Annotated in this window: 19 protein-coding genes; 2 read left to right on the forward strand and 17 right to left on the reverse strand. The window is 35.5% G+C overall.

Annotation, left to right across the window (positions count from 1 at the left end; genetic code table 11):
* The first annotated feature begins 134 nt into the window (after window positions 1–134).
* Window positions 135–1,457: a YncE family protein gene (locus KHA95_RS00630; protein ID WP_213135545.1), complete on the forward strand. Its 1,323-nt coding sequence runs from the start codon at window positions 135–137 to the stop codon at window positions 1,455–1,457.
* 424 nt (window positions 1,458–1,881) lie between these two features.
* Here KHA95_RS00630 and KHA95_RS00635 read toward each other — a convergent pair whose 3' ends face one another.
* The 7 genes from KHA95_RS00635 to KHA95_RS00665 form a co-directional block, all read right to left on the reverse strand.
* Entirely contained in the window at window positions 1,882–2,724 is an 843-nt protein-coding gene (locus tag KHA95_RS00635; protein ID WP_213135546.1) for a YitT family protein, read from the reverse strand.
* A 34-nt stretch (window positions 2,725–2,758) separates the two neighbouring features.
* Window positions 2,759–4,678: a BglG family transcription antiterminator gene (locus KHA95_RS00640; protein WP_213135547.1), complete on the reverse strand. Its 1,920-nt coding sequence runs from the start codon at window positions 4,676–4,678 to the stop codon at window positions 2,759–2,761.
* A gap of 80 nt (window positions 4,679–4,758) precedes the next feature.
* The gene (locus KHA95_RS00645; protein WP_213135548.1) at window positions 4,759–5,577 is read right to left on the reverse strand and encodes a PTS system mannose/fructose/sorbose family transporter subunit IID; all 819 of its coding nucleotides are present in this window, start codon (window positions 5,575–5,577) and stop codon (window positions 4,759–4,761) included.
* A complete protein-coding gene (locus tag KHA95_RS00650) occupies window positions 5,570–6,346 on the reverse strand; it encodes a PTS mannose/fructose/sorbose/N-acetylgalactosamine transporter subunit IIC (protein ID WP_213135549.1) in 777 nt (258 codons plus the stop codon). The genes KHA95_RS00645 and KHA95_RS00650 overlap by 8 nt, the downstream gene beginning before the upstream one ends.
* A gap of 28 nt (window positions 6,347–6,374) precedes the next feature.
* Window positions 6,375–6,860 carry a PTS sugar transporter subunit IIB gene (locus tag KHA95_RS00655; protein ID WP_213135550.1) on the reverse strand — a complete coding sequence of 162 codons (486 nt, stop codon included), beginning with the start codon at window positions 6,858–6,860 and terminating at the stop codon, window positions 6,375–6,377.
* Between the two features lie 27 nt (window positions 6,861–6,887).
* Window positions 6,888–7,310 carry a PTS sugar transporter subunit IIA gene (locus tag KHA95_RS00660; protein WP_213135551.1) on the reverse strand — a complete coding sequence of 141 codons (423 nt, stop codon included), beginning with the start codon at window positions 7,308–7,310 and terminating at the stop codon, window positions 6,888–6,890.
* Window positions 7,311–7,343: 33 nt separating this feature from the next.
* A complete protein-coding gene (locus KHA95_RS00665; RefSeq protein WP_213135552.1) occupies window positions 7,344–8,408 on the reverse strand; it encodes an SIS domain-containing protein in 1,065 nt (354 codons plus the stop codon).
* A 175-nt stretch (window positions 8,409–8,583) separates the two neighbouring features.
* Here KHA95_RS00665 and KHA95_RS00670 point away from each other — a divergent pair, with 175 nt between their 5' ends.
* Window positions 8,584–9,243 (forward strand): HAD family hydrolase, encoded by a 660-nt coding sequence (locus tag KHA95_RS00670; RefSeq protein ID WP_349305412.1) that lies wholly within the window; start codon window positions 8,584–8,586, stop codon window positions 9,241–9,243.
* 457 nt (window positions 9,244–9,700) lie between these two features.
* Here the strand turns inward: KHA95_RS00670 and KHA95_RS00675 are convergent, their stop codons facing one another.
* The 10 genes from KHA95_RS00675 to KHA95_RS00720 all read right to left on the reverse strand — a co-directional run bounded on the left by KHA95_RS00675 (window position 9,701) and on the right by KHA95_RS00720 (window position 21,050).
* Window positions 9,701–9,880, reverse strand: coding sequence for a PfkB family carbohydrate kinase (locus tag KHA95_RS00675; RefSeq protein ID WP_213135554.1), 180 nt, complete (start codon window positions 9,878–9,880; stop codon window positions 9,701–9,703).
* A gap of 110 nt (window positions 9,881–9,990) precedes the next feature.
* Window positions 9,991–10,764, reverse strand: coding sequence for a response regulator transcription factor (locus KHA95_RS23215; protein WP_213135555.1), 774 nt, complete (start codon window positions 10,762–10,764; stop codon window positions 9,991–9,993).
* 1 nt (window position 10,765) lies between these two features.
* Entirely contained in the window at window positions 10,766–12,454 is a 1,689-nt protein-coding gene (locus tag KHA95_RS00685) for a sensor histidine kinase (protein ID WP_249316519.1), read from the reverse strand.
* 30 nt (window positions 12,455–12,484) lie between these two features.
* Entirely contained in the window at window positions 12,485–14,131 is a 1,647-nt protein-coding gene (locus tag KHA95_RS00690) for an ABC transporter permease (RefSeq protein ID WP_213135557.1), read from the reverse strand.
* A complete protein-coding gene (locus KHA95_RS00695) occupies window positions 14,118–15,227 on the reverse strand; it encodes an ABC transporter ATP-binding protein (protein ID WP_213135558.1) in 1,110 nt (369 codons plus the stop codon). Before KHA95_RS00695 ends, KHA95_RS00690 begins: the two co-directional genes overlap by 14 nt.
* A gap of 27 nt (window positions 15,228–15,254) precedes the next feature.
* On the reverse strand, window positions 15,255–16,277 hold the full coding sequence (locus KHA95_RS00700; protein WP_213135559.1) for an ABC transporter substrate-binding protein: 1,023 nt from the start codon (window positions 16,275–16,277) through the stop codon (window positions 15,255–15,257).
* A 627-nt stretch (window positions 16,278–16,904) separates the two neighbouring features.
* Window positions 16,905–17,867 (reverse strand): carbohydrate kinase family protein, encoded by a 963-nt coding sequence (locus KHA95_RS00705; RefSeq protein ID WP_213135560.1) that lies wholly within the window; start codon window positions 17,865–17,867, stop codon window positions 16,905–16,907.
* A gap of 173 nt (window positions 17,868–18,040) precedes the next feature.
* A complete protein-coding gene (locus tag KHA95_RS00710) occupies window positions 18,041–19,150 on the reverse strand; it encodes a glycoside hydrolase family 172 protein (protein ID WP_249316419.1) in 1,110 nt (369 codons plus the stop codon).
* A gap of 40 nt (window positions 19,151–19,190) precedes the next feature.
* Window positions 19,191–20,093: a carbohydrate ABC transporter permease gene (locus tag KHA95_RS00715; protein WP_213135561.1), complete on the reverse strand. Its 903-nt coding sequence runs from the start codon at window positions 20,091–20,093 to the stop codon at window positions 19,191–19,193.
* An 81-nt stretch (window positions 20,094–20,174) separates the two neighbouring features.
* Window positions 20,175–21,050 (reverse strand): carbohydrate ABC transporter permease, encoded by an 876-nt coding sequence (locus KHA95_RS00720; RefSeq protein ID WP_213135562.1) that lies wholly within the window; start codon window positions 21,048–21,050, stop codon window positions 20,175–20,177.
* Window positions 21,051–21,104 lie beyond the last annotated feature (54 nt).

The raw sequence follows: 21,104 nt of genomic DNA on the forward strand, positions 1-21,104 counted from the left end.
CTTCCAGGAATCTTTTAAGCACTTTATAAATTTGCTCCTTCCTTTTTTAGGTACTCCTAACTATGACGAAAGTGCAGTTTTGCACCTTTTTAAAATATGCCATACTTAAATAAATTAACTGTTGAAAGGGATTGGTGAAAATAAAAAAATATATCGGTTTACTTTTCTTAGCACTCTTGTTAGTGCTTGGAGGATGCGGAAAAGAAAAAGCGGAACAAGCGGATAACAATATAGAAGCTGATGAAAAAAAGAGTAACGATCCTGTAGAAATCGAAAAAGAGATGACGATCAGCGAAGCGCCAGTCACCCCGTTTGAAAATATTGACGGAAAAACGGCAGTTAAATTATTCCCTAAAGATTGGGCAGATCCATATGATGCCGAGCAATTACGCTTTTATATGTATTACGGCGATCAAGAACTTATTACGGCCGCTAAAGATGACGGCATTTATCGCTATGATCTTAGGGAGGATAAAGTCGTCTGGGAATTGCCATATCGAAGCGTTGATTCTGGAATGCATAATGGAGTTTTTTATGTTACACAGACAGAAGAATCAAATGCTTATGCGATGGTGTCCGCAATTTCGATTGAAGATGGCAAGATCCTTCATAACTATGATTTTAATGACCATGAGATGGCAAATCACCTAACACTTTCGGATAACTATATGTTATTCATATCTAAATTAATAGATAGAACAAATGAACCCGACGAACATAATGAAGACTTATTAGTTGTCGACTTGCAGACGGAGGAACTTTTATGGACCACCCCTACCGCGGCTGTATCTAACCATCGTCCGATTGTTGAGCTTGATGATGGATTTCTTCTCGTTAATTACTTTGAATCAGGAGGAATTGCCATTGCCACAGATCAAACGTCCCACGTATACGATAAAAATACTGGCAATGAAATATATCAAATTACCGCTGACACGCTTAACGATAAACCAGTCGCCAATGAACATGGCATCTACTTTTTGGATTTTCGCGAAAACGTCATTAAATTGTATGACTTTAACGGAACATTGCTTAAGGAAGTAAATCCACAAATTAGTTTCGAGTATTATCAATTGATTCAGCCAGCAGCCACATCTGAATCATTAATTTATGCAGATAACGAAGGGATCGTTTGGTATGAAACTGACTTATCAGCTGTACAACATCGGGTGGAGCTTGGCGAATGCGCTGTGCGTTATATGACGGCAACGGACGACCGCATTTATGCGATCGTCAGCGAAAATACCGAGGATGAAAGCGAGATATTCTATGTCGTTTCATTAGACATTCATACAGGCGAAATCTATGAAAAAATCGAATTAGAAACGAACGCAAATACAATCCATGCTCATCATGTATTCAATAATAAATATCATTTCGCCTTATTTAATCCGGAGAACGATGACGAAGAGATTTACTATGTTTTATCTGGTAGCGATGTAAATAAGCCGTTTTAAATTCTTAATTATTTATAAAATAAAAACCACCCGTGATAATGAACTGCACCGCCAATTGTTAGACACAAATCTAACATTGGGAGGAGCAGTTCATAGCTTAATGGGTGGTTTTCTTTTGATCGATTACGTTTTTTCGAAAGAGATATGCCGCGCTCCTTCGACATTTCCAGCTTTACTTCCGATTATGCCCTAGTTACTACCGATTAACACGGGATTACTTCCGATTATTATCTAAATACTAGCGATTGTAAAATAGTGTAAATCCATCGTAAGAATTTACATTATTCCACTGTAAAACCTTCGCATTCGTAAATCAGATAAATTAATATTTTATTTTCACATGAAGTATCATCCATCAAACGCTACGTCAAATCCAGAATCAGATATTTTCTCGAATTAAAAAGATAGCCTCCTTATATATAGTTCAGCTAACTTTACTAGCCTTATACCCTTTCCCCATTACTTCATGGACGTTATGCACCGTAACATATGCGTTTTCATCAATTTCTTTAATAATGTTTTTTAGGGCAACAATTTCCTGTCGATTAATAACGATGTATAACACTTCTTTATTGGCTCCAGTATAACCGCCTCTACCTTCTAAAACGGTAATTCCTCTCGACATCGTATTCGTCACTTCATTTAACACTTGATCTGGAGAATTTGAAATGATTAGCACCGCGACTCTTTCATCTAACCCTTCAACAATAAAATCAATCGCCTTCGCACCAATGTATACTGTAATTAACGTGTACATCGATTTATCTAATCCAATAATTAAAATGGAGCCAGCAACGACAACAATATCAATGATAAGCATCGCCTTTCCAAGGCTCCATCCCCATAATTGATTAGCCAACCTCGCTAATACGGTTGTTCCACCGGTCGTTCCACCCGCGCGAAATATGATTCCTAAACCCATCCCTACAAACAATCCCGCAAAAATGGCAGCTAGTAATGTATCGTTTGTTAACGGCTCTCTTGCCCCCTCCGTAACATATAGAAACACGGAGCTAAAAATGATTGAAAGGATTGTATATAAAATCGTCCTTTTATCAAAAAACTTATATCCAATTAAAAATAATAATATGTTTAAGATAAAATTGATGAACCCAGGTGACCATTGGAACAAATAATGCGCGATAATGGTTAGTCCAAGAATCCCACCTTCTGAAAGTTGATTAGGGATGATATAAAAATTTACACCAATTGAAAAAATAAGTGACCCAATTGCGATGAGCAATACATTCTGACTCGTCTTTTTCATAGCGATCTCGTCCTTAATGATTAGTTACATCTATTCAATATTTTTGAATATCTTTTAAAAATAAATCATAGCTTTTGTTATGAATAAGTCTATTTACTTTCTCCTTGTTTCTCGTCCAATAAGAGAACATATCACATAAAATATTTAATTTATGATCTCCATCCCGTTTCGTTTTAATCATAAACAAAACCCTAATAATATCCTTATCCCAAATGATCGGGTTCTTTAGTACGACAATAAAACAAAATGGTTTATGACATATTTTATAGAGGTCTTGAAGATGCAAAATATTATTTCCGATTTCATGAGCAACAAATGGCACATCCATCTGTACATCGGGATCGATAATATCCAAGGATTGAAGTTTTTTCATTAAGTTATGCAAAACACTTTCTTTATCTTTTCCTTCCAGATAAAAATCCGAATATTGAGGTTGGAAATACGTATCAATATCTAATTTATAAAGATCTATTTTATTCGAGTACTCCCTTATTTTCTCAACATAATTTCCGTTTTCAATAGCCACTTGCAATATAGATCTAGATAATTCTATCGGATATGAAGAAAGTAATATATCGATATCTTCTATATTTTTCATCATATCCTCTTTCGAAAGAAAATTAATTAATTCATATTTTTCCTTCGAAAAGTTTTCATTAAGTTCATCTACATACATGATGGTTTCGGCTCTGCCTCGCCCACTCATTAAACCAATTGTTATTTTGCGTTTCTTTTGAAGGTTCCTTAATGCTACATTAAAATAAAGGACCAAATAGCCAAATTCATCCAAGCTAATTTCTACATTGTAATGTTTTTGAATGATCTCCGTTGCTGATATCGTAACTTTAGTTGCATATAAATACCTTTGAAGGTTTTCATGAACAACAGGATTTCTTATCACCATATTAATTCGAATACGCTTAATCATTTGAGGGATGTGTAGAGCTAAAAATGTCCGCAGTGTTTCGTCCTTTGAAATATCAATATCAAAGTTATTTTTGATTTCCACAAATATTTTCTCTAAGACATGATTAACTTCCATTTGCTCTTTTTCTTTAATGCTCGTAACGTCATTTATTAATTGCTTACTATCAAAATGCATAAAAATGTATGCACAATCCACCTCTTGAAAATGACAGCCAAACATCGCATTTAGTCTTTCACAAAGGATTTGACTTGCCTGAAAAGCTTTTTTAGTATAGTTTTTTTCAATAAAGGATCTTGGTACAGTTATTTTATTCCCCATACGGTTTCTATGAATGGAAATCAGCACATGAATAGCTATGTTTTTTAAAGAAAAATCAGATAGTATGATGTTAAACTCTTCGCAAATTTTTCTAAGTTGGCTTTCAATGGATTGGACATATTTATCATTATTTTCTTGTAAATACGGGATGCCATGATCGTTTTTATAGTCGAATCCAATATCTTTATGATAAAAATATTCAGCTATACATAACCGCTTATTCATCTCAGTTCCCTGTATTTTGATGCCATAGTTTACTTTTGATTTAACAGTCAGTTGATACTTTTTTAAGATTTTTTTCGTTTCGATCATATCTGTATTTAACGATGATCGACTAATGAACATTTCATTGGCTAGTTCATCCAATTTAATGTACGAATCCTCTAATAGTAAACGTCGAATCACAAAAAAAATACGTGCATAATTGTTTTTCTTAAACTTATTAAGTCTTTTCACCTTACTTGACTTGAGCAGATTCGTTAAAAAATTCATACTGGATTTTTCAGTAAAAATAAGCGTGTACCCCTTATTCGTTTTTGACTCAATCATGATCCCGTATTGCTTCAATTCCGTTCTAATATAAGAAATTTCCGTCTTTATCGTTCTAACGGACGAGTCGACTAAAAGGGCCAATTCATTTGATGTCAAAGTATCTTTAAGGAATAATTCATTTAGAATCAGCAGCTGTCTGCGAGTAAAATATGGCATAAATTCTATCTCCTAAAAAAATTACTGTAATCTAAGTTTTCTCAGATTACAGTAATGATATCACAATAATGAACTAGAAATTATATAATACCGATTAGAGATCCAACGATACCAAAAATGATTGTAATCAATAAAATCGTCGTTGATTTGTATCCCTTTTTTAATAAACGGAACATGAATAATGTGTAAAGAAGTGGCAATAACATCGGGAATATTTGATCTAAATAATCCTGCATTGGAAATTCCGTTTCTCCGACAGAGAACACCAATGTCGATTTGAGTTTGACCATCGAGGCGGTCATTCCCCCGATAACCATTAAGCCGACGATCGTTGCTCCTTTTGAAATCATTGCCATGATTCCAGAATTATCAGCTGTCTGCATAATACTTGTGCCGAATTTGTATCCGAACACTCCACCATAATACCTAACTAGCATATGCGGAATATTAAAAAGTAATAAAAATAAGATCGGCCCTAAAATACTACCTTGTTGAGCGAGAGACAACCCAATTCCTACTGCAATAATACGTATCGTTCCCCAGAAAAGAGAATCCCCGATTCCAGCAAATGGGCCCATTAATCCTACTTTCACATTATTAATAATGCTTTTATCGAAAGAAGGCTTTTCACTTGCTTCTTTTTCTAATGCGGTAGCAACACCAGTAATCGTTGTAACGACATGGGGAGTCGTATTAAAGATACTCATATGTCGAGTTAGCGCCTCGGCTTGCGCTTCTTTTGTTTTATGATATCTCTTAATCGCTGGCCACATTCCGATAGCAAATCCTAGAGCTTGTTGCCTTTCATAGTTATATGAAGCTTCTAGCATAAAGGAATTCCAAAAAATTTCACGCATTAATTTTTTTTCATCTTTTGATAGTTTCTTTTTCTCAGTCATCAAACAGATCCTCCTCTATACCATTTGAAGTGGCAGCTGTAACTGTTTTCCCTTTCATTTCATAGGTCACAACAAATGCCACGACAATTCCAAACAGTGTAATTGCTAAGATAGGCAATTCTAAATACGCTACTAAAACAAATCCGAAAATAAAATATAAAATATTAAACTTGTTCATCATTGGTAGTAATAGTAGACCGAAACCAACTGCTGGTAATAATCCGCCGGCAACCGTTAATCCATTCATAATTTTTTCAGGAATATTATTTACAAATGTTTCAACTGCCGCTGAACCAAATAATATCGCTACAAATCCTACTGCGAAATACATGAGACACTGGAGAATTAACCCTGCCATATTTAAGGTAATAAGTCCTTTAATATTTGCTTCCTTCGCTAGTTTCATGGCAAAATTCATAAACCAACTTCTAACGATGAAAACAACTACTTTTAATGACTGAGCCAAAATGGCAATCGGCAAGGCCAATGCTAAAGCAACCTCCGCACCATTACCACTTAATATGGCAAATGACGTTCCTAAACCTGCACCTACTAATACATCTGGCGGCACTGCGCCTCCAACTTGGATCGCTCCCATAAAAACTAATTCGAGCGTTGCTCCTACCAATAACCCCGTTTTTAAATCTCCCAAACATAAACCTATAATGGAAGATACAACAATTGGTCTAATGAGCATCGGTGTTCCTAGCATTTTTTCAAAAAACCAAAGTACTCCTAGTATTGAACCTACTAACAATGCGGTTTGCATAGTTGTCCCCCTTCTTTTTAATTAATCATTAAAATGATATTTTTCTTTTTAATGAAGAATAGTCTTTTGGATTTTCTGATGGAACTTGTCTAACTTCAATTTCAATTCCCTTATCTTGAATTTTGTCTAAATAAAGCAAATCCTCTTCTGATACATAAACCGCTGGTGATAACAATACTTTTCCATCATTCATTTGCATACCACCGACATTTAAAACCGGCTTATCTTCAATAAGCTCTAATAATTCATAAGCATCTTTTGGCTTTGAACAAATAACAAATACTTTCATCGATTCTAATTGTGGGTTCTTCAGTAATTTTGCTGCATCCTCTATTGTTCTTGTGGCAAGTTTTACTCCATCAGGACAGCTTAATTTAAGGGCCATTTTTCTAATATCATCATTTGCCGCTTCATTACTGGCAATCACAATTGCATTATATGCTAATGCTGATTTCCAACTATACGCTACTTGGCCATGTAACAATCGATCATCAATTCTCACTTTTACAATCATCTTTTAACTCCCCTTTTAGAAAAAATATTATAGATCAAATTCATCCGTTTCATTTATTTTTAATAGTTCTTCATTAACATAGATAATTTGCTCTTTCGAATTAGTAATAATTTCTTTGATCTTTTCCGTAGTGATATCAGCCTCACTTAACATTAATATTTCTAATAATAATGGCAAGTTGAACCCGGTAATAATATTAACTTGTTCATTGGAAATATAACGTAACGACGTTTGATTCACACTCCCACCAAACACATCCGTAAGAATGATTAAATGGTCGTCATCGCTTATATTTTTTTCTAGAAAATCCTCGATTTTTTCATTAAAAGGAATTTCGTCAACATAAGCATTGATAAAATATACATTCTCTTGCTTTCCTAATATGATTTCCGCTGATGAAACAATGCCTTCTGCCAACTTCCCGTGTGTAGCAATTAATACTTTTTTCATAACTCAAAACCACCTTGACCTTATTGGTAAATGTTAAACAAATTTATTAATATATTTTGTAATTTGAGGGTAAACCCCTTTCGTTAAATCACGCCCTTTGTCCGTAGACAATTGATAGGCCAATACTTGGAAAACTGTAATATATTCTAAACTACTAAAATACTTACTTCTAGGAGAAAAGCTTAGATCTACTTCTCTCGAAGTGCCTTCTCCGACCACCATACACTGTGAAATTTCAGTATTGATGAAATCTGAAATCCGTTCTATTTTATCTGAATCTTCATCTTTCCTGCTTAGTAGGAAATAACCCGTCATGCTATCAAACGCATTTTGCGGCCCATGAATTAATTCTTCTAGCTCAAAACTATTCGTAAATACAGGCAACATTTCCATAAATTTTATATCTGCTTCTTGAGATACTGCCCATAGATCATTCGTACCTGAAAAGATGAATTTGTTCTTTTGCATTAGTTGGAATTTATTTTGCTCATACCATTTAAGCGTAGTGTTTCTTATCCCTGGTAGATTATTCACCATATTCAAGTAATCTTCAATTAAAAATTGTTCCATCGACTCAGTAATCCCGTCATATATTTTACCTATTGAGATAAAAATCCAATATAACGTCGCACATGTTGCAGAATATCCTAACGTTCTAAAAATATATTCTTCATTTTCGGACCCCATCTCTAAGGGCAAATCGGAAAGTTTGGCAATTGGACTATCTAGACTTTCCGTAATAGAAATATTCAGGAATCCTTTAGCTTTCACTATTTCTAATGCGTCATATACAAGTTTTGTTTTTCCACCTTGAGATATGAAGATATAAAGAGTCTCATCATTTAATAAAGAATGGTTATAATAGTTTACAAATATATTAGGATATATAATTTCAACTGGGATTCCGGTAAATTCTTCAGCGAATGTCTTCGTTGTAAACGCAGCATTATACGAAGTTCCAGAAGCGATAAAAACTATTTTCTTTACCTTAGAATCCGCTTTCAAGTAATCCAGTAAATTTTTTTCAATGACCACCTTATTATTTAATATTTTGTTTAATTGTACTGGAATCCGTTCTATGGTGTTTATCATATCCATACAATCACCTCTTCTTGTAATAACTAAATGATATTATCATTATCCGATTCTATCCATACGCAATATTGCACCAATATTAGTGCAATATTACATATATTTATACAAGGTAGTGACTTTGATATGATAGAGAAAAGCGTGATTAGATAGAGCAATGATATTTAGAGGGGGAAATACAGTGATAAAAGCAGTCATATTTGATTTCGATGGAACGATTATCGATACTGAAACACCATGGTTTGAAATATATCGAGAATTATTGAAGATGGATTATGATTTTGATTTGCCATTAGAGGCATTTGCAAGGGTGATCGGAACAACGAATGGCTCATTATTCGATTTGATCGACCAATCACTTACACATCCGATTGATCGCCAACAATTCAAGGAAAAAGCTCGCTCACATTATTTAAAAATAAAAGACGATCTCCCCCTTAGAAACGGATTTCTAGACATATTAAACGGGATTAAAAATAGCGGCACAAAGCTCGCTCTAGCGAGTAGTTCTAATCGTGAATGGGTTGTTGGATTTCTTGACAAGCATAGGCTCATTGATGATTTTCCAATCATCTTTACAGCCGAAGATGTTGAAGAAGTAAAACCAAATCCCGCTCTTTACATTAAAACGTTAGAAGCGCTTGGGGTTGAACCAAATGAAGCAATTGCAGTGGAAGATTCAGCAAACGGATCGCTCGCAGCGATTAAAGCGGGCATCAACTGCCTGATTATTCCTAATGACATGACGAAAAATCTTACCTTCCACCAAAATACCAGGATGATCGACTCCTATTTAGATTTTGACTTAGCACGATATTTGAAAAGGGAAACATGGAGTTGACTAACGTTAAAAAGACGTAACATGAGCGATTATTTCAGAACAAATAGGTCAGTGGCAAATATGTTAGCCACTGACCTATTTAGGCTTTTCACGGGGAATTTACAATTTAGGGTTCATCAATTATTGAACCTACACTCTACTTTTCTAATTCTTTCCTAGAGCTAGATGAGTTTAGTGTGCCAACCAACCTTTTTGAAAGAGATGTGTCGCGCTCCTTCAACATTTCGCACACAATTTCGGTTTTACTACCGATTAACACGGTGTTACTACCGATTATGCCTCGATTACTATCGATTATTGTCTAAATACTACCGATTGTAAAATAACGTAAATTCACCACCGGGATTTGATTGCTAAATCCAGGACACAAGTGGGTAAATCCCCTAATCTCAGATCACAATGAAAATCATCCAGCAGAGTGATCCTAAAGGTTTCCACATCGAGTCAAACAGCTTCATTATTTAACAGTGAATGAAAAAATAGCACCTTTTTTCGTAGTCGCCAGTGCACCAACCGCATTTGCGAACGTGACGATCTCCCTTATAGCAGAATTCACTAACGAAGATATATTTTCTACATCCATTTTTGCACCTCCTAAAAAGGCATCACCCGCACCGGTCGTATCAACGACCTTCACAGAAAAACTTCAATGGTTAGAAAAAATTAGTAACACCTAGAACAACCTTTTCATATCAAAAACAAATAGGTCAGTGGCAATTAGTTAGCCACCGACCTAACCTGTTTACATTAGCGCCCGAAATCACTTGGCAGGAAATTCGTATATTTCTTAAAAACCTTAATAAAATACCGATAATTGCTATAACCTACATCAAGGGCAATCATCGAAATTTTATCCTCGCCCCTTTCAATCAACTCAATTGCTTTTTGGATACGGTAGCGGTTTAAAAATTCATTGAACGTGTAGTTCGTACTCTCTTTAAATTTTTTGTTTAAATACGTTGTACTAACTCCCAGCTCTTCAACAAGGTCTTCAATGCTGATTTTTTCTTGATAGTTTTCTTGAATATAATCAATGATTGCATTTACATGCTTTGATTTGTCTCGATTTGAATTCCATACGAGCAAGTTTAAAACAGAATGATCATCAAGATTTTCTGCTTTATTTTGGATCGCTCTATATTTCTTACGATGATTAATCGTTTCTTTTGCTTTTTCGATCGCAAGAAGCAATTCATCGTGAACGATGGGCTTAAGTAAATAATCGCATACCTCATATTTCAAAGCACTTTTTGCATATTGAAAATCATCATATCCAGAAAGGATAATTGAGCTGAATATATGTTTATCAACGCTTTCCTTCAGCATGTCTATGCCATTTTTTATCGGCATATTCACATCCAACAAGACGATATCCGGCTGTAATTGAATGATTTTCTCACAGCCCTCCGCTCCATTTACCGCTTCACCGACAATGACGCAATTAATGCTTACCCAGTCAATCGAATAAATTAGACCTTTACGAATGACATCTTCATCTTCAACAATGAGAATTTTATACACTTTACTCCACTCCTTTATGAAATGGAATGATCAATTCTACCTTTGTTCCTTTGTTAATCACACTTTGAATCGATAGGCCAAAGCCTGGACCATATTGTAAAACAAGTCTGCGATGCGTATTAATCAGACCAATACCGACTTGATCATCTTTATGTTCATACAGTCTTTTTTTGATGCTCTCTAACTGATTTTTTTCAATGCCTGGACCATCATCCATCACGGCAATTAAAATATGACCTTCATACATTTCCGCTTGAATCGTAATTTTAAGATTCATTTTACTTTTATAGCCATATTTTATGGAGTTTTCTATGAGCGGCTGAATGAGTAATTTTGGGACGAATACCTCCCTTAGTTTGTCGGGAATATCGATTTCATATTCTAATCGGTCATTAAAACGATATTTATGAAGTGTTAAATAGTCAATAATGTATTCCATATCTTTTTCAAGCGCAACCATCTGTGATTGCTCTTTTAAGCTATATCTTAATAATCTAGACAAGGAAAAAATAATTTCCTGCGCTTTATCAATGTTATGAAGCATCGTATAACGAATCGTTTCTAAAACATTAAATAAGAAATGAGGATTAAATTGACCTTGAAGAAGCTTGATCTCGTTAATCCTGCGAATATCAGATAGCTCCTTATTTTTCATCATTAACCGATTTAAATTATCCAACATGACATTGTATTGATTGGCTAAAATTTCAAACTCATCGCCTGTATGAATATCGACATAAGACTTCAAATCTCCTTTTTCTAAACGTGAAACAGCCGCCATTAACTTTTCAATCGATTCGACATTTTTACTAGACATTTTCTCCGCTAAATTTCTTATAAGGAAGTATAGCGATCCGCCGATAATAAGTAAAAAGCCGAAATAAATGAACCAAAATAAGCGATCGTTGTTTTCATTTTTCAATGTGTAAACTTTAAAGGAGTGATAAGCATTATTTATTTCTTTCATATAGTAATGAGCATCCTTTATTTTTACTGTCGACTTCGCTTCGTAGGTTGGACGAAACTTATTCATCAAACCCCTTACAATTTCATGGGAAGTGATAAGAATATTATCATAATAATCGGTTACTACAACAATATCTACCTTCTCGCCAAAGACGAGGTTTTGCAAATCTTCTTCATAAAGCATGTAAATCAAATAGCCTTTTATTTCATTCTCTTCAATGACGGCTTTCCCGATTGTAATCACCGCTGTTTTGCTGTGCGAAAGTTCTATTTTACCTACTTCCATATACATTTCTTCAGGATTTTTATTTATTTGAGGGACAATCCCATTAAGAATCGCTTTATTACGTTCACTATCCGACTCCGTTGTAGAAGCTAAAAAAATATAGTTTTGATCAATCAAATAAAATGCACTTTTCACTTCTTGCTTGTTGTTAAATTGATAAAAATCCTCATATACTAAATGACTATGCCTGCGAGTATCCAAATAGTTCTTTAAAACTTCTGACTCCGACATCCTCATTGCTTCATCTATATATGTTTGATATACATGACTAATTGCATCCTCGATTACGGTTGCCGCTTGATTAGAGTCATGAATGATTTTTATTTTAAAAATAAAAGCAGTAAAAACGCTAAAAATGATAATAACAAATAAAATAGGGATGACCGTATATTTAAGAAAAAGAGATTTTGTTGTTTCCTTAAAATTCCCCTTTTTCATATCCACATATTGTCACCCCTATCGTATTTTTTAAATCGCGACTTCTTTTTTACCCGTTAGTTTAAAGAAAAGTAATAATGAAACAATCGTAATGAACATTAAAATGGTTGAAAGCGCCGCGGCTGTTCCATAATTACCGCGAATGACTTCTGTATAAATGGCAATCGTCATTGTTTTCGTATGAGCTGTATAAAGAATAATCGATGTACTTAATTCACTAATAATGGTAACCCAGCTTAATATCGCGCCAGATATAACCCCTGGCAGCATCATCGGCAATGTAATTCTAAAGAAGGTTTTCATATTAGAAGTACCTAAACTTGCTGCTGCTTCTTCTACACTTGGACTAATTTGATGAACGATCGCTGCACTCGATCGAATCGTATAAGGCAGCCTTCTAATCACAAAAGAAATGATAAGAATGGCGGCGGTACCGCTTAATAGAAGGGGCTTACTATTAAAGGCAAGCAATAGAGCTATCCCTAGAACAGATCCTGGAACAATATACGGGACCATAGAGATAACATCCAGTCCATTCGTCATTGTATTCCTTCTTCTCACTGTTACATAAGCGATTAATATCGCAATTAACACAACAAAAAATAAAGCGATAAACCCAAGCAGAAACGTATTAAAGATGGAATCTCCGCCACGTTCAAAAGCTAATTTAAAACTTTCCAGAGAGTAACCTTTAACAAACACGCGCCCTGATGTCTTTAAAAAAGCGGTATAAATGACATACATTTGCGGAAGAATTGCAAATGCAAGAAATCCGTAAACATATAGATGGCCTAAAATGTTTTTCAAACCTTTTTCTTGTTTCTCTTTAATCGGGTGCAAAGCGCTCATTGAAAATGCCTTTCGATTGGAGATGAATTTTTGAACAAGAAAAACAGCCAATGCTAAAATGATGACAATCACACTGATGGCAGCCGCAAAACCATCATCTCCACCCATTTCACTAATAAACTCATTGAAGATAAGTACAGGCATTGTTTTATAGCCTTCACCGATAAGCATTGGTGTTCCAAAATCAGCCAAGGCTCTCATAAATACGAGTAAGGCACCTGCTAAAAGGGTTGGAACGATGAGTGGAATGACCACCTTCACCATTTTTTTCAATCCTGTATATCCCATACTTTCTGCCGCTTCTAGCAAGGAATTGTCAATGCTTTTTAACGCTCCCATCAAATACATATAGATCAATGGGGTCAATTGCAAGGTTAGTACAATTAGAATTCCCGTGAATCCATAAATATCGGGCGTATGGATATTCAAATAATCTTTCATAAAATTTGTGACGACACCATTTCTGCCTAATAATAAAATCCATGAATACGCACCGATAAAAGGAGGCGCCATCGAGGAAATTAAAATCAATATTTGTAAAAACAACTTTCCTTTAATTTTAAAGGTAGTCATAATATAAGCAAGTGGTGTAGCTAAAATAACTGCACATATCGTCACCGCAATCGTCACTTTTAAACTATTGAACAAAGCACTATAATAATATTTTTTCCCGAAAAATTGATAGAAATAGTCCAGAGTAAAAGCTCCGCCTTTATTAAAACTTTCTTTTAATAAAGTAAACAGAGGGAACACAAGCACCAATAAATAAAGGATAAAAATTCCTAACGTAATGAACGTCCACATATCTCTTCTTTTAGTTGATGCCATTTGTAACACCCTCTAAAATATTATTTTCACTAGCAAAATCAAAAATATTAATCTTCTCTTCTTTTACTCGCAATTTCACCTTCGTTCCCGGTTTGAGCGTTCCCTTAATCGTCGATTCCTGCGTAATTTGAACTTTCTCACCGCTCTTCAGCTCAACAAAATATTGGATATTCATGCCCAAGAAGACGTTATCTACTACAACACCTTCCATCCCATCATGATCTTCGCTAATAATAAATTCTTCAGGACGAACAGATACTTTCACTTTGAACTCATTTGCCTTCGTATCGGAATTTAAATTGGTTGCTCTAACCCGATATTGATCATCAAAAATCAAATGATATTCTCCATTATGCTTCATCACTTTTCGTTCAAGAATATTTGTCCTTCCTATAAAACTAGCAACAAATACATTCGCAGGCCGAAGATAAATTTCCTGTGGTGTGGCTAGCTGCTGGATCACACCCGAATTCATAACGGCAATCCGATCTGATACGGCCATTGCCTCTTCTTGGTCATGCGTTACATAAACTGTTGTGATTCCCACTTTCCTTTGTATCTCCTTAATCGCTTCGCGCATCTCAATTCGTAATTTTGCATCTAAGTTGGAAAGCGGTTCATCCATCAATAATACGCTAGGTTCAATCACAATCGCTCTCGCAAGTGCAATACGCTGCTGTTGTCCACCAGATAAATTTTCTGGCAAACGATTTTCATATTGCTTAATTTGAACGATATCCAACATCTCTGATACTCTTTCTTCAATTTCAGCTTTAGGCAGTTTACGATTTCCAAGACCAAAAGCAACATTTTGCTTCACATTTAAATGCGGAAAGATCGCATAATTTTGGAATACCATCCCAATATTTCGATGCTGTGGCGCTATATGATTCATCACTTTATCATCAAATGCGATTTCTCCGCCCTCAATACTGTTAAACCCCGCAACCATCCTTAATAATGTTGTTTTTCCACAACCAGAAGGACCAAGAAGAGTGAAAAACTCACCCTTCTTGATTTCAAATGAGATTCCAGGGATAACAGTCGTATCATTATATTTTTTCACTACGTCATTAAAATGAATTGATATACTCACTGTTAATCCTCCTCATGCAAAAGCGATTTATTGTTGTGCCTCAGTGAAAACATCAATGTATTTTTTCACAATATCGTCACGGTGTTCTTTCACATAGTCTTCGTCTTCTTCAATGATGTTAATGTCCGCAAGCGGCGTCATATGATCACCAAGTTCAACATCCGTTCTTAATGGACGGTTCGTTAATTGTGTACCAAAAGCATCTTGAGCCTCTTTTGATGTAATAAAGTCAATAAACTTTTTCGCGTTATCTAGATTTTTTGACCCTTTAATAATTTCAACGCCCGCATCTAGGAAAACAGCTCCCTCTTTCGGATAAACGATTTTCACCGGTGCTCCGTCACGGACATAGCTTGCAGAAGGATCTTCATATGTTAAACCAACGACATATTCTCCATCTGCCACTCCTTTATGAACAGCTCCCGAACCACTGGCCACTTTCCCATCAAGATTTTCAATCAGTTTTCCAACGTAATCCCAGCCCTTATCTGATGTGTAATCTCCGCCCATCGCTTTTAACATATTCGTTAATTGAGCAAAGGCTGAACTGGAGCTAGCTGGGTCTGCTGCGGCAATCTTGCCTTTTAATTCTGGATTTAATAAATCCTCATACCCTTCGATTTTTATATCGCCAATCAAATCCGTATTCACAAGAATCACACTTCCATCAGCAATATAAGGAGTTAGAAAACCATCGACATTGCGATGATCAGGTAACATATCATCATTATTTTTTGAGACATATTCTTCAAACAGCTCGGGATAACCTAATGCCTGCGCCTTACTTCCACCAAACATAATATCCGCATACGGATTATCTTTTTCAGACTGAATTCGTTTAATTAATTCCCCAGTCCCCGCAGATATGAGTTCCACCTTAACACCCGATTCTTTTTCAAACATCGGTATAAGCGTATTAATGATGTCTTCACTATTCGGAGAATAAATAACCAATTTATCACTGTCGGCTTTTTTATCGCCACCATTGCTACATGCAGCTATGAATAGACAAAGACACAAAACACTTAAAATACTAAACCATTTTTTCATGAATAAATCTCCCCCTTTTTGATTTATTCATAGTATACGCCTGGTGGTAAGCGGTTACAATGTCACAATTAAACACAATTGTCTACTTTAGACAACGGGAAGTGGTTAATTATTTTCTTGGAAAAATTTGAAAGTTGGGGAAGTTTTAATATGATGTAAGAAAATTTAGAAGTATAAAGATGAGGAATTTAAATGCACAACTATTATTATTTATCCTTGCTAACTGATTGCTTACTATAAAAAAAGAGAAGTGTTGTTAACACTTCTACTTGAAACCCCTTTTCGAGAACTACCCTATTACCTTGCGACGGTGGAGGTGGTTTTCTTTTGAACGATGAAGTTTATTGCTGCGCTTTCACGCGCTCCTTCGACATTTTGCAAACAATTTCAATATTACTACCGATTAACAAAGCATTACTACCGATTATGCTCCGGTTACTACCGATTATGTCTAAATACTACCGATAGTAAAATAATGTAAAGCCTCTACCAAAATTTGTATTATTCGATTGTCAAACCTAGAGCACAATCGGAGAAACCTCCTAATCTTAGAGCATTTTATGAATGAAAGTTATTTACTTACCAACAGAGTGATCTTAATAATGGGGATAAGCCCTCCACTTCAAATCAAATACGTTCATTATTTAACAGTGAATGCACCTGAGCGAGTGTTGGCATGCTTGAAATAGCACCTTTTTGCGTAGTCGCCAGTGCACCAACCGCATTTGCGAACGTGACGATCTCCCTTACATCAGAATCCAATAACGCCGATATGTTTTCTACATATAGAAGTTTATACAACACTCCACCTAAAAAAGCGTCGCCTGCCCCCGTCGTGTCAACGACCTTCACAGAAAAACCCGGTACATGCCCAGTTAAACTGCCATGCCGATAATAACACCCCTTCTCACCTAGTGTCACAAAGATTAGAGGGATATCATATTGACAATAAATCATATTCGTTGCTTTATCCATGTCAGATTCACCGGTTAAAAAAGTGAGTTCTTCTTCCGACACTTTTAAAATATCTGCAAATTGTAAACCTAGGTTAATCATATGCTTAGCATGGGACAGATCATCCCAAAGGCTAGCCCTTAAATTAGGATCAAATGAAATACGTTTGTTTTCTTCCTTTGCTTTTTGAACTGCGTAAAGCGTTGCTTCGGCTGATATTTCATGCGTCAATGAGATGGAGCCGAAATGAAACATCTTAGATTTTTCGATAACTTCAATTGGAATATCTTCTTGAGCTAACATCATATCAGCTCCAGGTTGCCTATAAAAACTAAAGCTACGGTCCCCATCCTTATCTAAGTGTACGAATGCCAATGTTGTAGGAATCTCTTTTGAAAAAACGAGCCCTTTCGGATCTATATGAGCCTTTTTTAATGATTCCTCTAAAAACTTCCCGAATGCATCATCTCCGACTTTACCAATAAACGCCGTCTTTTTTCCTAGTTTAGATAAGGCTGCCAAAACATTTGCCGGTGCTCCTCCGGCATTTTGTTCAAATAATGGATTGCCATTTCCGGTTTCTCCAGAAGGAGTAAAATCGATTAATAACTCTCCCAAAGCGACAATATCGAACATTTTCCCACTCCTGACTTGCTTTATCATTAATTCTATCTTCTTGATTCAAAAATCCATTATATTTGTGAAACTATTCCTTTGAACAAAAATGGTTAGCCAACAATTTATATCAATGAAACGCCCTCAAATCTGAGGGCGTTTACTTTCTTATAAAACTACTGTTTTTACAAAAGTTATCTTGGCCATCTATCTTCTTTCTTAACAAGTGGTTTAAATGCTTCATGAGGTTCTGTTTGATACCAATAAGCAACCGTTGATACATCATCTTGGCGCTCGAATAATCCCTTTTTACATACACCGATTTGTTGGATGGTAACTTTTAGATCTTTTTCGAAGCGGATTGGGTCTAGAATGTGCCACCGGTAAAATCCTCTCATTGGAGGTACATCGTCATTATGGTAAAAGTTATGAACTGCATCATCGCTTTTTGAATAATATGGATATCCCATATAAGGTGTACTGTATGTATTTTCGACCGTTTTTCCATCTTTTTGTGTGGCAAAGCTCCATGCTCCTCCGAAATAATCTTCAGTTCCTGTACCACAAATCGTCGGATACTCTTCATCGCCGTCAATGAACATTTTTACTTCACCTTCACCCCACCAATATCTTTCTAGTGTTGCAAGCCCAAGGTATGTTCCAACGTATTGACCTTTTCCTTTGATATTGTCAACAATAACATAATCTTCTCCAATATTTGTGATTTTTTGGCGGTTCCATTGAGCATGGAAGTATGCTGTATTTTCTGGGAGTTCATCATATAAACAATAATCAATTTGGAAAAATAGTGCCGGGATACTTGCTTCATGTTGATTCTCGATTGTGATTTTTGCCTTTTTATGAAATGGCATTGGAAAATAGCAATTAAACCCACGTGTTGGATTCACGACGATTGGTAAAGAATTAACCGTACATCCTCTCGCAAATCCGTTACAAAAGAAATCACCTAATGGGCTTTCAACTGAAGGAACAGTCTCATCATCCCAATACATGCGTAAGACAAGGTCTCTTAAAACAAAGACATCTTTCTCTGTTTGATCTGTCACTGTGATCCAAATATGTTGGATCACACCGGGACCCGCTACATCACACAAAACAGCGGTTTCGCCAGATTTTACATCACGAAGACATGGTGATCCTTTTCTAGAAGGTCCTAGATTACTAGCAGCAATACCACCTTTTCCTTTTTCACCATGCGGATTTTCAGCGGTAATTGTTCTTGTTCTCCCATTATTCATTAAAGGAAGGGTCGATAAACCATTCATAAATGCATTAATATTCATTTTACATATCTCCTTTGATATTAATAATCAGGTGTTTTTCTTATCCTTTTACGCCACCTGCCATAATACCTTCCATGATTTGTCTTTGAAATACACCGACAAAAATAGTAATTGGCAAGATAATAATAAAGCCCATCGCACTTACAAGATCCCAAGGTACAGCATACATATTATCTCTCAATGGTAATTGGGTAATTGCCGTTGATAAAACCGAGATGCCGTTTGAATAAAATAAAGGTGTGAAAAAGTTGTTTAAACAGAGAATAAAATTCACAATACAAACGGTTGCGATTGCGGGTTTTAAGATTGGCAATGTCACATAAAATAATGACTGAAAAAAACTACATCCATCGATTAATGCTGCTTCTTCAATAGAAGCTGGTATATCACTAAGAAAGCTTTGAAGAATTAGAATTGAAAAAGGGATGATACTGCTGATATAGAGAATAATTAAACCTGTGTATGTGTCGTACAACTGCACGTATCTTAAAAAGTCGTATAAAGGACGAGCTGTTACAACATCAGGAATAAGCATAGAACCTAATAAAAAGATTACAGCAAGTGATAACCCTCTACTTTTAAATCTAGCAAAGCTGAAAGCTGCCATTACCGAGACAATCATACCAATGGAAATTGATAATCCTACGATTACAGCCGTATCCCAAATTTTCCGGAATAAACCTGCATTTTCAATTAAATAGCGATAGCTTTCAAGGGTTGGGTTTTCTGGCCAATATTTAATTGGATTTGAAAATAACTCTCCCGATGGAGTAATTGATGAAACAAAAATCCACCATAATGGAAAAAGGATAAGAAACCCTACAATAATTGCCAATGCCCACTTAAACAGTTCAAACATCATATTTTTTACACTTTTAGGATATACCCGTGACTCACTTACTGTAATTTTAGATTTTCTCTCCCGTGCTATTTTGGCAAACATACTTTATTCACCTACTAAAAATTCAGATTTTCTATATCTTATTAACTTCTTACTCCCTAGTAGTAAAGGGTAATGATTAGACTAGTAATTTACTTTCTTTGCTCCATACATACTAAGACCACTTAAAATTGCCATTACTATGAATAACACGATGGCTATGGATGCTGCATAACCAGTATTTAGATTCGTAAAAGCTTCCGTTGTGATTCGATAAGCCACCAAAGCTGTATCTTCTCCCGGCCCTCCGCTTGTCATTGCATAGACAATATCAAACGATGTAATTCTCCACATTGTAAAAAAGATACTTAAAAGCAAAATGTTTCTTGAAATAAGTGGAAGAGTAATCCTAAAGAATGATTGAAGTACCCCAGCACCATCAATTTTGGCCGCCTCATACATATCCCGGGGAATAAACTGAAGACCAGCAAGAACAAGAATTGCAAAAAACGGAACGTCCTTCCACAAATCTACAGCAATTACTGCTGCACGCGCCGTATCAGTGTGAATAAGCCAATCTAGACTAAAATTAGGATTAAACCAACGTATAAAGTCATTTACTAAGCCATATTCATTATTAAAGGCCCACTTTGACGCTATCGCGATTACTACCATGGGCATTGCCCACGGCAGTAACACGATTGTTCGTAACACCTTTTGTCCAGCCATTTTCATATTTAATATTAATGCCAATCCAATTCCAAATACGATATGCCCAATCATCGAGCCAACGACAAAGATTGCTGTGAAGTAAATGGAAGTAATCATTTTTTCATCCTGAAAAATACTAAAATAATTTTGAAACCCTATAAATTCATTAATCCCTCTTAATAAATTTACGTTATAAAAACTGACTCGAAAGGTTTCAATTACAGGATATACTGTCGTGAAAAATCTGATTAACAGTGCTGGAAGAACAAATATCCACGCGATTAACAGATATCTTTTGCTTGCATACATGCTAACTCACCTTTCTTGCATAGATAAAAGGCAATGCTTACGTATTATCTATAC

It is taken from the genome of Bacillus sp. FJAT-50079, assembly GCF_018343515.1.
Taxonomy (GTDB): domain Bacteria; phylum Bacillota; class Bacilli; order Bacillales; family Bacillaceae_C; genus Lederbergia.